This is a genomic window from Cytobacillus sp. Hz8 (assembly GCF_042263505.1).
Lineage (GTDB): Bacteria > Bacillota > Bacilli > Bacillales > Cytobacillaceae > Bacillus_BE.
In genome coordinates, this window is record NZ_JBHKFI010000001.1 from 88,748 (window position 1) to 103,668 (window position 14,921).

Sequence of the window (14,921 nt, forward strand, 5' to 3'; positions counted from 1 at the left end):
CTCTTCGTTTTTATTTCATATAGATATAGCTTATTTGCAGTCTAATAATTGGCGAATATGTTCCACTCTCGATTCTACATAAACATTTTGACTATTTCCCACTTGTAAAATGGAAGAACCAGAAAGGGCAAGAACATCTAGTTTGTCTACATGAATAAATGGTTTTAGATTTCGCCTTTCAATGGATATATATTCAGTAATTTGAGGAAGTGGAATCGGTTCTTGAAAAATGGGATAGCTACTAAAACTCCCTTCCTCTTCGAAGAAAATCTCTTCATCACGTTGTACAGCAATGGCACGAACAAACGCATTAATTGTATGGATATCTCCAATTTCTATAATCGATGAAAATAAAAGAGAATCAACTTTTATATGATTTATAACAGAAGTTCTTTTAAACATTTCATAAATCACTCGGCAGTCAGTGGGACAAAAGGTCCGATGATAAGAGATTCTGCTGGAGTGTCAAAGGTTGAAGCGAGTTGGATTGTATCGGAATCACCCACGATAAGCAAGGATGAACTGGAAATACCAATGACCCTTATCGTACCTACGCATAATTCTCGATTATATACCTGAAAATTCATCTATCCCTCATCCTTTCTCTTTTTCAAGATTTTGAAGAAAAACCTGTACTCCGTTATGAATATCATTTTTTAATTGTATTATGATTTCCTCAAAGAGGATATTCTGATCTTTGGAGGAACGATCATTAGGAGTGACTTTTAAAAGATAGTTCTCAATTCGGTTTGGAAGCTGTTTTTTTATATCTGTTTTTATAAAGTCAAGGTAGGAATCATCTATTTCTATTTTTGAAGTATTCTTGAATTGGTTAAAAATTGGCGGAATATCCGTTTCTACATAACGATGAAGCTCATCCTCAATTGACATCACTGCCTCTAATCTTTCTTGTGGCGTCAGCATAGGGGAAGCCATTGGCTGCTGCTGATTTACTGCAAACTCTTCTATCCCTTGTAAGTCAGAAGGATTAAGCCCGATACTCAATGTGCCATCTAATTTTTCTACTTTTAATTGATCAAAGCTATATTGGATGGAGTCAACGTGAATAGGAGTCCGATTTTTTATTGCACTAACTTCATTTCTTAATTCATTTACTGTTTTTTCTAGAGAAGAAATTTTTTTTTGTTGGACCCTGACAAATTGATGAAGTTGTTCTATATAATGAATAAATTCAGAATTCACAAAATCCACCCCACTTTTCTATCTAGCACATGATTATTCCAATTATATTAATGAGCATTCATAACGGAATAGCAGGTGAAACCAGTGTCCCTCCCATCTCACCTTGAATCATAACACCAGGTTTTTTTGATTTTGGTGCAGGGCCTGTAAATCCACCTGTATTATATAAATAGGAAGCTGGTTTAATAATTCCTGAGCTTCCTATTTGGAAGACAGATGAATTTGTTAAGCTTCCGATTCTGATTGTTTGGATTTGTATCGATTGTTGAATATAAAAATTCATATTATCACCCACAAATTATGCGTTAAATAAATTTCCCTGATCGATTCCATCTTGATCAAACACATTGGTTGTACTAACTTGATTGGATATTCGCAATCCATCCCCGGTATTAAAGGAACCAGATCCTGCAAAGGTTTTTGCAGTAGAGATGGGCATGACTTTATAAACATCCCCGATATTAACGATAGAACTGCTTCCTACATTAATCACTTGAACAATTCCTACAATGGCTGGCACTTGAAAACACCCTTTGCAAATCAAAATTGTTTTTTTTTGTTTGATCCCAAATGAAAGAAAATAGCAACTTTACTTTTATATCGTATGTAGAGAAATCCAGTTTGTGATAAAAAAGCCTAAATTCTCATTGTTCACAAAAGAATCCACATAAGAAGTGAGGTTAACACTATGAAAATATTGGTGTACAAGTTTAAAAATTATGTTAAAATAAAGATAAATTTGAATTATTTGTCTATTTAACAAAGGGGGTAAAAAAGTGAATGTACCATTAATTTTAACAGACTTTTTAGACAGAGCTGTATCACTGTATGGGTCAAAAGAAGCCATCTATTGTGATGACCGTACTTTTACTTATTCAGAGCTAAATGAAAGAGTGAATCGATTATCCCATGGTTTGAAAGAACTGGGAATTGAAAAAGGAGATCGAGTAGCGTATTTGGCACCAAACTCTGTTGAGATGCTTGAGGGGTTTTATGGAATTTATCAGCTTGGAGCGATTATGGTTCCACTGAATATTCGGCTAAAGCCGGATGATTATTTATTTATTTTGGATCATAGTGAATCGAAAGTTCTGTTTGTTGACCAAGATCTTTATCCATTAATTGTTCCTATTAAGGATAAATTGAAAACGGTTACTTCAATTATTGTTCATTATAAGGATGAAGAAACGGACGAAATTGGTTATGATGAATGGTTGAGCAAGCAATCCAATCAGACTTTTGAACGAGCAATCCTTGATGAAAATGATGTTTGTAGTTTGCTTTATACGAGTGGAACTACTGGTAATCCAAAAGGGGTTATGCTAACCCATCGAAATAATTACTTACATGCGCTTACTTCGATGCACCATTTACGCGTAAGCGATAAAGATACACTTGTCCATGTTTTACCTATGTTTCATGTCAATGGCTGGGGATCTCCTTTTTATTATACAGCCAATGGAGCTTCACAAGTTTGCTTAAGAAAGGCAACTCCAGAAACGATTTTCTACGCTATAGAAAAGTATAAAGCTACCATCCTTCATATGGCTCCAACAGTTTTAAATGCCCTAATGCAATTCTATGAGCAAAATTTACCAGTGATAGAGCATGATGTTCGCGTTGTTATTGCCGGATCAGCGCCTCCGCCTGCTTTTGTTACAAGAGTAGAGAGGGAACTGGGATGGGAATTCATTCAAGTATATGGGATGACAGAATCTTCTCCATTAAGCACTATTTCAACGATTCGTTCTCATTTACGAAAATTGCCGATGAAGGAGCAATATCGCTTAAAGGCAAAAGCTGGATATCCGATGATTGGCACAAGGGTGAGTGTTGTGAATGATTTAGGAGAAGAAGTTGCGCATGATGGAAAAGCCATCGGAGAAGTGGTAGTAAGAGGAAATGGTGTCATGCTCGGATATTGGAAGAATGAGCAGGCGACAATGGAGACGATTCGCGATGGCTGGCTCCATACAGGTGATATGGGAACGGTCGATGAATATGGCATGGTTGATATTGTTGATCGTAAGAAGGATGTTATTATAAGTGGTGGAGAAAATATTTCATCGATTGAAGTTGAAGGAGTTCTTTATGAGCATCCTGATGTTCTTGAGGCAGCCGTTATTGCTGCTCCACATGAAAAATGGGGTGAAACACCACATGCCTTTGTTGTATTAAGAGAAGGAAGAACGATAACCGAACAAGAATTAATTGCTTTTTCAAGAGAAAAGCTTGCGCATTTTAAGGCAATAACTGGAGTTACTTTTGTTCCTGAATTACCAAAAACCGCATCTGGTAAAATTCAAAAGGTTCATCTTCGCAATGATTACTGGGAACAGAAAGGTAAAGTATCAGCAGGCAAATTCGTCAATTAAATGGCAGGGCAGACTTTTAAAAAAGGTCTGCCCTTTTTGCGAGGTACGCACTTTGTTATTCACATTTGAAAAGATTTAAGTTCATATCCTCTCTACCCCTTGCCTGGCTCATCCATTCCAAATTTTATTTTCGTATTACTCGAAAAAGAGATTAAATTGGTTCATTTCCTACAGGAATTGAAGAGTTCCGTGGTATTAATAAATCTATTGAAATACGGTATAATTATGAAAGTTCCATAAAGTGAAACTTCCATCAGTGGGGGTTTTCGACGCACAGGACGTGAAGTGCGCAGACTTATGTGTTGACGTCGCATTTTTAGTCTGCCATTCATCCCCCACTGATGGTTAGTTGAACTTATCGGACCTTTACGGACAGTTGATCTCCCACTTATCTTCTTCGTATTCTCAGAATCTTGAAGTGGGAGTCAAAATGTCCGTTAAGAGTGGGATAAATTACATAAAAAGGGTGATTGGAATGAAGTTTGTTACTGCCAAGTATCAAGAAGAAGTTTTTGTAGGGTTAGTCCATCATCAGGATACTTTCGTTCTTCCTATAAAAAAAGCGGAAGGAAAGATGACAGGAAAATCAAATTTACCAGATACGATGATTGAATGTATTATGCTAGGTGATGAGTTTCTAGCAAAGGTAACGGATATTGAGCAATGGGTTGAGAAACATGAAGAAAGTGCTCTTTTACTTCCAATTGAAGAAGTCGAATTATTAGCTCCTATACCACGTCCTCGTAAAAATATTTTTTGCGTGGGAAAGAATTATGCTGAACATGCTATCGAGTTAGGAAGTAAAGCGGATATTCCTGAACATCCCATGATTTTCACTAAAGCGCCAACAACAGTAATTGGTGCAAATACTAGTGTATTGAACCACCTTGAGGTAACCAAGGAACTAGATTATGAAGGTGAATTAGCTGTTATTATCGGGAAAGAGGGGCGCGGCATTAAGCGAGAGGATGCCCTTAATTATGTATTCGGCTATACCATCATTAATGATGTAACTGCAAGAGACTTGCAAGCACGCCATAAACAGTATTTTATTGGGAAAAGTCTTGACACGTCTTGTCCAATGGGACCTTGGATTGTTCATTCTTCTTCAATCTCAAATCCCAATCATTTAAATATAGAAACAAAGATTAATGGTGAAACTAGACAAAAATCCAATACAGAACAATTTATCTTTCCGGTAGAAGAGATTATTTCTGTTCTTTCAAAAGGTATGACACTTGAGCCAGGGGATATTATAGCAACGGGTACTCCAGCAGGTGTAGGGAAGGGCTATAAACCACCGCGATTCTTAAAACCGGGAGATTTAATAGAAATATCAATTGAAAATATAGGGACATTAAAAAACAATATTCAAAAGTAGAATGATAGACCTTTTTAATCTTTGCAACGTAAATAACATAATTTTAGTGTTTTCTGAAAAATTATGTTATGATAGTTGATACATTGAATTAAGGAGGTTTATTCATGATTCATGCACATATCACAACATGGGTATTAGCACTCATTTTGTTTTTTATCTCATTAGGTTTGTCAAAATCCGGAAAAAGAAAAGGGCAAAAAATCGTTCAAATGATATTAAGATTAGTTTACATACTGATTATAATTACTGGAGGATTGCTGCTATTTAACATATCTAATATTACCGGCCTTTATATTTTGAAAGCAATAGTAGGACTTTGGGTCATTATTATGCTGGAGTTGATTGCCGTAAAAACGGTGAAACAGAAAAAAACAACCGGTCATTGGATTTTATTGATTATTACCTTAGTACTTGTTTTTTATTTAGGATTTAGCCTTCCACTTGGAACTGATCTTTTCTAAAACGTGACATTTTTCGCATATTTTCTTTAAAAAACCTGTCATTACGACAGGTTTTTCTTTTTATTGATTTTAACAACTTGGAAAGTATGATATTTTTAGAAGGTAAACAAAAATTATAAAATTGGTGATTCAGATGGTTAAGACAATTTCTTGTGTTTATGACAATGAGGCGCAATTAATTAATTTTATTACAGAATACGAGTTATTTGATTATCCAAATCTCCTTGTTCAAGGCTTTTTGGGACAAGTGGAAAAAGATATTATATTGGATATTCAAAAAGTAATAAGAAATCAATTGCCTCATGCAGTCATGGTTGGATGTACAACTGCAGGACAAATTTATGATGGCTGCCTTCTCGAACAGGAAATTGTTCTTTCTTTTACTATTTTTGAAAAAACGGAAGTTGATTCATTAGTGCTTCATTTAGATTCTTTTGAAAATAGTTTTGAAATGGGAAAGAATTTGGTCTCACAGCTAACCTCCTTTCAAACGAAGGTTCTACTTCTTTACCCTTCCGGCTATGATCTGGATGTTCAGAAATTAATTGAGGGAGTATATCATGAGAACCCTGATATTACGATTTCTGGAGGAATAGCAGGGGGGAAAAACCTTTTTGAAAATAGTTTTTCTTTTAATCTATCGGAAATGACAAATAAGGGAGTAGTCGCAGTAGCCTTAAACAGTGAGGTTTTGAAAGCAAAGACGATCTCAAATTATCAGTGGCAGGAGATTGGACATTCATTTACTGTTACGAAATCAAAAGGAACCACCATTTATTCAATTGATAATAAGAAGCCTAATCAAATAATAAAACAGTACTTAGGGGAGAATTTTATCCAGGAGCTACCTAAGATTGGTGTAGAATTTCCCTTTATTTATGAGAGAAATGGCGATAAGATTTCGGTATTTATTTTAAAATTATTAAAAGATGGATCGATTATTGTTAATCGTTCCATTAAAGAGGGTGAAAGACTCACTCTTGCTTATCCAAATATTAAAGAAATTATGGAAGATTCCGCAAAAGTTTTCCGCAAACTTTCTAAGAAACCTGTGGAAACCATGTTTATTTATAGCTGTATTGCCAGAAAACTGGTTATGCGTGATTTCACGGAGGCAGAGTTAAAGGAGTTCCACTCTCTGGGTTCGACTGCAGGATTTTTTGCAAACGGAGAAATTAGCTATAGTAAAGAAGGAATACCGGAAATTGTTGGTCATTCGATGTCACTGATTACCTTATCAGAAAATGAGAAAAAGCAAATTGTTAAGCCAACAACTTTTCAATACAATATTCCGGATAGCATGAATTCCATAATGACACTCACACATTTAATGCAAGCATCTCAACAAGATATTAATCATCTAAATGATTATTTAGTGGTTTCAGAGCAGTATTATAAATCTTTGTTTGATAATAATATGGATTTAGTATATTCCCTTGATTTACATGGAAACTTTACATCGGTTAATCCTGCCTTTCTGAAGGCATTTGGTTATGAAAAACATGAAATCATTGGGTCTTCAGCCCTTAAATATTTAAAAAATGAAGATATACCACGGGTCAGGATGCACTTCTATCGAGCTCTTAAAGGTAGTGATCAGTATTATAATATTGAAATTCCCTCAAAAGATGGGAAAGTGAATCTATATCATATAAAAACAATTCCTATTACCATCAACGGGGAAACGGTTGGTATTTATGGCATTGGTCAAAATATTACCGAAAAAATGAAAATCGAAGAAAAAGTGACTCAATTAGCTTATTATGATCAAGAGACAGGATTGCCTAATCGCATGAAGTTAACGGATACATTGAAGGAAATGCTGGAAAAGGCAAAGAAAAAGAAACGGAAGCTTGCTGTTTTTTCGATTGATATGGACCGTTTTAATATGATTAATGATAGTCTTGGACACTTTGCAGGCGATACAATTTTGAAGGAAATTGCCTTTCGTATTCAAAATATACTTCCAAAAGGAGCTTTTTTGGGTCGATTTAGCGGAGATAAATTTAGCTTGATTTTATCGGAAAATGTTAATAATGAAGAGATTATTTTGTTATCCAAAAAAATACTTGAAGCGATTTCAAAGCCCATTTACTTTGAAAATCAAGAGATTTTTCTCGCAGCAAGTATCGGCGTCAGCCTGTTTCCCGATGATGGATTGGATGTGGATGCGCTATTTAAAAACGCGGATATTGGCGTGAACCGTTCAAAAGCATATGGTGGAAATCGGATCACCTTATTTTCTTTAGAAATGGATGAAGAAGCGAAGGTACGACTTGAACTTGAAAGCTATTTACGAAAAGCACTGCAAAAGGATGAATTTTATTTATGTTATCAGCCATTAATTGATTTAAATACAAATCAAATTTATGGTAGTGAGGCGCTTATTCGTTGGAATCATCCGAAACTTGGACTGGTACCTCCTGCTGATTTTATTCCATTAGCTGAAGAAACGGGATTAATTGGAGATATTGGCAGATGGGTGCTAAGAACGGCATGCAAGCAAAATAAAAAATGGCAATTGATGGGCCATGAGAAGCTTTCCATTGCGGTTAATGTTTCTGCCCATCAGTTTCAGCATCATGATTTTATTAATGATGTTAAATTAGCCTTGTATGAATCAGGGCTTGAGCCGCAATATTTAACTTTGGAATTAACAGAAAGTGCAATGATCCGGAATATCGATTATAGTATTGCTGTGTTTGAAATTCTTCAGCAATTAGGTGTAAAAGTATCGATTGATGACTTTGGAACAGGCTATTCATCGTTAAGTTATTTACGAAATTTACCGATTAACACATTGAAAATTGATCGTTCATTTATTAACAATATAAGTAAAGATTCGATTGATGTTGCGATTGTGAAGGCGATTATTACAATGGGACATGGCCTGGATGTAGAAGTAGTTGCTGAAGGAGTCGAAAGTAAAAATCAGCTCATCCTTCTCCAAGAATTAAACTGTCATTATGCACAAGGTTATTTTATTGATAAACCGCTTAATACGAAGCTTTTTGAAGAGAAAATTATTAATGCAAATTGAAAGATTGAAATGTAACCAAGCTTTTTGATATTTATCAAGATTTTGCTAATGGAGGGGCAAAGATGACAAAGGCGATCATACTAATCTTCATAATTGGTACTATCCTAGTGTTTATGTATACCGTCTGGCTTATTTCAAGGTACATCTCTCCAAAATCTAAAGCTAGGAAATAGAAGAAAAGGCTTGGAAATGAAAAGAAAATACGATTAAGTGGCTAACTTTAGAGAGCTATCCAACGAGAAGAATTCTAAACGAATTTTGAGGAAGATGCTATTTGGGGTTAGCCTTTTTTTAATTCATTTTAAAGGAGGGTTCATTTGTGCTAGAGGTTATTGGGTTAACAAAAGAATTTAAGAATCATATTGCTGTTAGCGATGTTTGTTTGAAATTGCATCAGGGAGAGACGGTTGGATTACTTGGACCGAATGGAGCGGGGAAATCAACTACGATTTCCATAATTTCTTCCTTAATCCAACCAAATTCAGGGGATATTCAAATAAAAGGCGAGAGTATTTTAAAATCTCCTGAGAAAATTCGCAATATTCTCGGTGTAGTCCCGCAGGAGATCGCACTATATATGGAGTTAACCGCCAAAGAAAATCTCGAATTTTTCGGCAGAATTCATCGCATCCCAAAACCGCTTTTAAAGAGTAGAGTAGAAGAAACTTTGGAGATGATTGGACTATCCGATCGGGCCAAAGATTTAGTAAAGACATTCTCCGGTGGGATGAAAAGGCGATTAAACATAGGTGCTGCTCTATTACACGAACCAGAGCTGATTATTATGGATGAACCAACGGTTGGGATTGATCCACAATCGCGGAATTATATTTTAAAAACGGTAAAAAGATTAAATAAGGAAAAGAACATGACCGTTCTTTACACCAGTCATTATATGGAGGAAGTTGAATATCTTTGTGACCGGATCTATATCATGGATCATGGGAAAATCATTGCCTCCGGAACAAAAGAGGATATAAAAAATATCTTATCCTCCGAGCAGTCGATCATTGTAAAGGTGGAAATGATGAAGGATGAATTCATTCAGGAATTAAAGAATCATTCTTGTATTAATCATGTATCAGTTCAAGAAAACACAGCGACAGTGATTGTTCCAAAACAATTAAATATATTAAAAGATTTATTTAAACTTGCAGATGCTCGAAAAGTCAATATTATTTCTATTAATATTGAGACTCCTACGCTGGAGGATGTTTTCTTACATTTAACGGGACGTCAATTAAGAAACTGAGGTGAATAGGATGCTATTACACATAATCAAAAAGGATTTGCTGATGTTTTGGAGGAGACCTCGTGAATTGATTACATTATTATTAATGCCTTTTGTACTTATAGCAATTCTTGGTTCTGCCTTAAGTGCGATTAACGATGGAGGGACGCCTGATATAGATATTCAACTTGCAGTGGTGAATAAAGACCAGCCAGATGCGGCCAAAGTAAAGATGAAGGAAAGCATCATAAAGTCAGGTCTTCCTAGAGAAACACAAGCACAAATGACTGCTGCTATGGAAGACTTTAATCCTACGAATACCCTATTACATAATGTTTTAGAAAGTAAGGAACTTAACAAGACAATTCATATTAAATATTTAGATTCCATTCCAGCATCAGAAAAGGAAAAGCTAAAATATAGTGCCATAGCTATCATTCCTGAAAATTTTTCGTTGCAATTTTATCAACATGTCTTTAGCAAAATAGGAGCTGCCCCTGAAATAAAGCTGGAAGAAAACGAATCAAAGTCATTAGAGTCAAAAGTGGTGAAGGATATCTTTACTAGTTTTGAAGAACAGGTAACGTTATATTCAACATTAATATCTGCTCATATTCAACCAGCTCAGCTTCAAGAAAAAACAGCTAAACAGATTGGTAAAATCGAAACAGTAGCGAAGAAGGAACCAATTAATACCGTAAGCTACTACGCCATTGGAATGAGCGTGATGTTTATATTCTATGTTGCTTCAACCATCGCCTCTTTAGCCTATGAACAAAAGGAAAGCCAAGTCTATAATCGAATTTTACTTGCGAATGTACCGAAATTAAGTATTTTCGTAGGGATTTTTCTTTCTACATTTATCGTGGTGTTCTTACAAATCAATATACTTTTTGGCATGTCTGCACTTATTTTTCATGTTCATTGGTCGAATGTTATTGGATATATTGTTGTCACGATTTTGCTCTCTATGATGATTGGAGGATTTGCAGTTTTGCTTTCAGCCATAAGCTATCGTGGGAAATCGGAGAAAACATCTCAAATTTTCGGTTCCTTTCTTGTTCCCATATTAGCCTTTTTGGGAGGAAGCTTTTTTCCAGTATCCCAATTCGGTGAAGGTTTTGAATTTTTTTCAAGCTTTACACCTGGAGGAGCAGGAATCTCCGCCTTTATGAAAATGATGCAAGGCTATTCTTTAGCAGATATTTCAACCCAAATGTCTTCTATCATGGTTACTGTCCTATTACTGGTGGCGGTGGCATTATTGATTCAACCAAATCGAGGTGATTCAGCATGATGGCCATAATTAAAGCAAAACTATTGTTATTAAAACGCAAACCGGGCGGCTTTATTGCAACAACGATAATTTGCATCGCTTTTGCATTTATTATGGGGATGTCCTCGTCAGGAAAAGTTGTGATTCCGGTTTATAGCTCGATGCCAAATCAACCATTACAAAAAATAGTGAAGGAATTAAATCAAGGGGATGCTTATCAGTTTAAGATTGAAGACAAGAAATTGATGATGAATCGGATTGCAGAAGGAAAAGCAGAGCTAGGTGTCGAACTTAATGCCGACCATTTTACCATATACCGAGTGAGTGATTCACAAAATTTATATGTAATTGATTCTTATTTAGAAGGATATTATCGAGAAATGCTCCAGAAGCAAGGAATATTGGAAATAGCCAAGAATAAAACGGTAGGGAAGGGGATTATTGAAAAATTAGAACATGATAAATCCTTGGTGGTTCATTCTGCCTCCTATAAGGATCATTCGGATCCGGTTTATAATCAAAGCTTACAAGGGTTGTTTGGCTTTGCTTTATTCTTTTCTATTTTTACCGTTGCTTTTCATGTTGTTGAGATATTAAAGGATAAGCGTGATGGGATTTGGGATCGTCTTATTATTTCTCCTACTAAGAAAATTCAGGTGTACCTGGCTCATTTGATTTTTGCATTTTTAATTGGCTATTTACAAATCAGTCTTATTTTTATCATTTTAAAATTTGGAGCTGGGATTGATTTTTATGGTGGATTAGCTGAAGCTTTAGTCGTCATTATTCCATATTTATTCGCCATTGTCGCCTTAGCTATTTTGTTAACAGGATTGGTAAAGACAATGAGCCAATATAATGCGATTGTGCCGCTCATAAGTGTTAGCATGGCTATGGTGGGTGGTGCTTACTGGCCGATTGAAATTGTTTCCTCTAAAGTGATTATAGCGATTTCAAAAGTGGTACCGATTACGTATGGAATGGAATTATTAAAAGGAGTGACGATTTCTGGTCAATCGTTTTCAGAATTAACTTTTCCCATTTTGATTTTATTATTGATGGGTATTGTCATGATGGGTGTCGGCATTAGCCTGATTGAGAGAAGGCATGTTTAATTTTGGCTGACGATTATAGTTTATTATTTTTTCACATAAAAAAATGAACACACCGGCTCCTGTGGGAATGCAACAAGGTGGTCCGCTACTGCCTAAGTGTATTTAAATTACGTTTTTTTTAAGTACAATCTATATGAAAGTGGAATTCATTATTGAAGGAGGAATCATTTTGGCCGATTCCTCCTCATTTTTTTAAATATTTTTCAATCACTAATCGCTTTCCATTATTTAAGGTAAATTCAAAGCGATCACTTTTTCCTTCAAAGTAACTAAAATGATGCTGAACATTACAGATTTCTTCTTGATTATCGAAAATCATAAAGTTTACCCCGTTTTTCCGTTCTTGATTTTCGAGAAATTCTAATTGATTATAACAATAAAGACAATCAAAGATGGAAAATTTTAAGGTGTTTAAATTAGAAATAAAATGGTAAAAAGCATCATCACTAATTTCCTCTAATAATTTATCCAATGAATAAATAAGGGGCTTTCGAATCCGTACTTGATCTTGGTTTTTTAAAAAGATGATTTCATCCCCGAAGCTGATTTTCCCATTTTCAAATAAAATTCCTTTTTTCCAACGGTTAAAACGAAAAACCTCCATTTCCTGATGAAGGAATTCATCTAATAGAGAAGCTTCGTCTGTTTCCACATCGAAAAAAACCCATTGGTCATTTATGCTTTCTACATTCCCTTCAATAAAGGCACGGGTTTGAAATTCATAAAGTTTCGTTCGTTGCTGTCTATTCATCATTAACCTCCATTAAAATCCTTCACATTCTTTGTAGACAGATTTAGCTGAATTTAAACAATAGGGCATATCATTTAGGACAAATAACCATTTTTAAAATGCTGCATAATATAAAACATATTTCAACTGTACTGCATGTTCCGCAAAGGGAGGAGATTGACATGTGTGGAATTACAGGCTGGATAGAATATGAAAGAGACATGATAAAGGAAAGAAGCACGATTTCAAAAATGACGGAATCCTTAGCTAGACGTGGACCTGATGATACCAATCTCTGGTTGAAACCTCATGTGGGATTTGGTCATAAAAGATTAGTCGTTGTGGATCCCGAAGGCGGCAGGCAGCCAATGACAAGATTAAAGAATGATTCTTCTTTCACCGTTTGCTATAACGGTGAATTATACAATACTGAGGATTTGCGCAAAGAGTTACTAATAAAAGGATATTCTTTTAGCGGTCATTCTGATACAGAAGTTTTGCTTACAGCTTACATGGAATGGGAAGAAAATTGTGTTGAATATTTTAATGGGATATTTGCTTTTGCAATTTGGGATGAACAGAAGGAAAAGCTCTTTATTGGAAGAGATCGCTTAGGGGTTAAGCCGCTTTTTTATAAGGAAACCAATGATGGTCTGCTCTTTGGCTCTGAAATAAAAGCGATTCTTTCCCATCCAGATGTTCGTGCGGAACTGGATCGAGAAAGCCTAGCAGAAGTATTTAGCTTGGCTCCATCACGAACACCTGGAAGCGGCGTGTTTCGGGGAATTAAAGAATTGAGACCAGCTCATGCCTTAACTCTTTCCAAAAATGGCTTAAAGATATGGCGCTACTGGAATGTAAAAAGTGAAAGACATGAGGACGATTTAGGGGAGACAACGGCAAAAGTAAGAGAGCTTGTAAATGATGCAGTCAAAAGGCAATTAGTTTCAGATGTCCCACTATGTACGTTTCTATCTGGTGGATTGGATTCAAGTGCCATCACAGCGATTGCAGCGAATAGCTATTTAGAAGAAGGTAAAGGTCGTCTGCATACGTATTCAATTGATTATGAAGGAAATGATCAGTTTTTTAAGAAAAGCGAATTTCAGCCCAATTCCGATACGGAATTTATCAATCAGATGAAGGATCGTTTTCAGACGGAGCACCACTATAGTGTCATTTCTCAAGACCAGCTCGTTGAATATTTATTCGAGGCAATTGAAGTTAGAGATTTACCAGGAATGGCGGATGTAGATTCTTCTTTACTATGGTTCTGTAGGGAAATTAAAAAGGATTTTGTTGTCAGTTTATCAGGAGAATGTGCAGATGAAATTTTTGGAGGGTATCCTTGGTTTCACCGCTCAGAGGATTTTCATCGGGAAGGATTTCCATGGATGCGTTCCATAGAAGAAAGACAAGGATTATTAAGTGACCATTGGCAAAAACGTTTAAATTTAAAGGAATATGCGCTTGAAAAGTATCGCGATTCGATTGCGGAGACTCCAAAATTAGATGGAGAAAGCAAGGAAGATGCGAAAAGAAGAGAATTATTTTATTTAAATATGATTTGGTTCATGACCACCTTGTTAGATCGCAAAGATCGCATGAGTATGGGAGCTAGTCTGGAGGTGAGGGTACCTTTTGCTGATCACCGTTTAGTGGAGTATGTTTGGAATATTCCTTGGGATATGAAAATGTATGGGGATCGTGAGAAGGGATTATTAAGAAGAGCTTTAGAAGGAATATTGCCAGAGGATATTTTGTATCGGAAAAAGAGTCCATATCCGAAGACCCACCATCCGAAATATACGAAGGCGGTACAGGCTATTTTACGTGATATTATGAGCGATAAGCAATCCGTGCTTTTTGAGTTTTTTAATAAGGAGAAGTTAACGAATTTAATCGAAACAGAGGGCAACTCTTTTAAGGAACCGTGGTTTGGACAATTGATGACTGGTCCGCAGCTTTTAGCTCAATTAGTCCAAATTCATCATTGGTTTAATCATTATCATATTAATATCGTTGATCACTAAAATCGTTTGGACATCACCCATTTGGGTGGTGTTCTTTTTTAGTTAAGAGATTTAGAGTTAGGAAGAAGATAAAAAA

The 14,921-nt window shown here is 35.7% G+C and carries 14 protein-coding genes; 8 read left to right on the plus strand and 6 right to left on the minus strand.

What is annotated here, in order from left to right; all coding sequences use genetic code 11:
* Positions 1-30 precede the first annotated feature (30 nt).
* Genes ACE38V_RS00490 through ACE38V_RS00510 form a run of 5 tightly spaced genes read right to left on the minus strand, consistent with a single transcriptional unit; the run spans position 31 to position 1,723 of the window.
* The gene (locus ACE38V_RS00490; protein ID WP_375839161.1) at positions 31-402 is read right to left on the minus strand and encodes a spore germination protein GerPE; all 372 of its coding nucleotides are present in this window, start codon (positions 400-402) and stop codon (positions 31-33) included.
* Positions 403-410: 8 nt separating this feature from the next.
* On the minus strand, positions 411-587 hold the full coding sequence (locus tag ACE38V_RS00495) for a spore gernimation protein GerPD (protein ID WP_375839162.1): 177 nt from the start codon (positions 585-587) through the stop codon (positions 411-413).
* Between the two features lie 7 nt (positions 588-594).
* Positions 595-1,203, minus strand: a complete 609-nt coding sequence (gene gerPC / locus ACE38V_RS00500) for a spore germination protein GerPC (protein ID WP_375839163.1) — start codon at positions 1,201-1,203, stop codon at positions 595-597.
* 58 nt (positions 1,204-1,261) lie between these two features.
* The gene (locus ACE38V_RS00505) at positions 1,262-1,486 is read right to left on the minus strand and encodes a spore germination protein GerPB (protein WP_375839164.1); all 225 of its coding nucleotides are present in this window, start codon (positions 1,484-1,486) and stop codon (positions 1,262-1,264) included.
* 15 nt (positions 1,487-1,501) lie between these two features.
* Positions 1,502-1,723 carry a spore germination protein gene (locus ACE38V_RS00510; protein WP_375839165.1) on the minus strand — a complete coding sequence of 74 codons (222 nt, stop codon included), beginning with the start codon at positions 1,721-1,723 and terminating at the stop codon, positions 1,502-1,504.
* 256 nt (positions 1,724-1,979) lie between these two features.
* On the opposite strand from ACE38V_RS00510, the gene ACE38V_RS00515 reads away from it, so the two are divergent.
* The 7 genes from ACE38V_RS00515 (at position 1,980) to ACE38V_RS00545 (ending at position 12,082) form a co-directional block, all read left to right on the plus strand.
* Positions 1,980-3,578, plus strand: coding sequence for a long-chain-fatty-acid--CoA ligase (locus tag ACE38V_RS00515; protein WP_375839166.1), 1,599 nt, complete (start codon positions 1,980-1,982; stop codon positions 3,576-3,578).
* A 475-nt stretch (positions 3,579-4,053) separates the two neighbouring features.
* Positions 4,054-4,959, plus strand: coding sequence for a fumarylacetoacetate hydrolase family protein (locus tag ACE38V_RS00520; protein ID WP_375839167.1), 906 nt, complete (start codon positions 4,054-4,056; stop codon positions 4,957-4,959).
* A gap of 104 nt (positions 4,960-5,063) precedes the next feature.
* Entirely contained in the window at positions 5,064-5,420 is a 357-nt protein-coding gene (locus ACE38V_RS00525) for a YisL family protein (protein ID WP_375839168.1), read from the plus strand.
* Between the two features lie 133 nt (positions 5,421-5,553).
* A complete protein-coding gene (locus ACE38V_RS00530; protein WP_375839169.1) occupies positions 5,554-8,460 on the plus strand; it encodes an EAL domain-containing protein in 2,907 nt (968 codons plus the stop codon).
* Between the two features lie 319 nt (positions 8,461-8,779).
* Positions 8,780-9,712: an ABC transporter ATP-binding protein gene (locus ACE38V_RS00535; protein ID WP_375839170.1), complete on the plus strand. Its 933-nt coding sequence runs from the start codon at positions 8,780-8,782 to the stop codon at positions 9,710-9,712.
* A gap of 67 nt (positions 9,713-9,779) precedes the next feature.
* A complete protein-coding gene (locus ACE38V_RS00540) occupies positions 9,780-10,988 on the plus strand; it encodes an ABC transporter permease (protein ID WP_375839171.1) in 1,209 nt (402 codons plus the stop codon).
* Positions 10,985-12,082: an ABC transporter permease gene (locus tag ACE38V_RS00545; protein ID WP_375839172.1), complete on the plus strand. Its 1,098-nt coding sequence runs from the start codon at positions 10,985-10,987 to the stop codon at positions 12,080-12,082. The genes ACE38V_RS00540 and ACE38V_RS00545 overlap by 4 nt, the downstream gene beginning before the upstream one ends.
* A gap of 184 nt (positions 12,083-12,266) precedes the next feature.
* Here the strand turns inward: ACE38V_RS00545 and ACE38V_RS00550 are convergent, their stop codons facing one another.
* Positions 12,267-12,833, minus strand: a complete 567-nt coding sequence (locus tag ACE38V_RS00550) for a DUF2777 domain-containing protein (protein WP_375839173.1) — start codon at positions 12,831-12,833, stop codon at positions 12,267-12,269.
* A 161-nt stretch (positions 12,834-12,994) separates the two neighbouring features.
* On the opposite strand from ACE38V_RS00550, the gene asnB reads away from it, so the two are divergent.
* Positions 12,995-14,845 (plus strand): asparagine synthase (glutamine-hydrolyzing), encoded by a 1,851-nt coding sequence (gene asnB / locus ACE38V_RS00555; protein WP_375839174.1) that lies wholly within the window; start codon positions 12,995-12,997, stop codon positions 14,843-14,845.
* Positions 14,846-14,921: the final 76 nt, after the last annotated feature.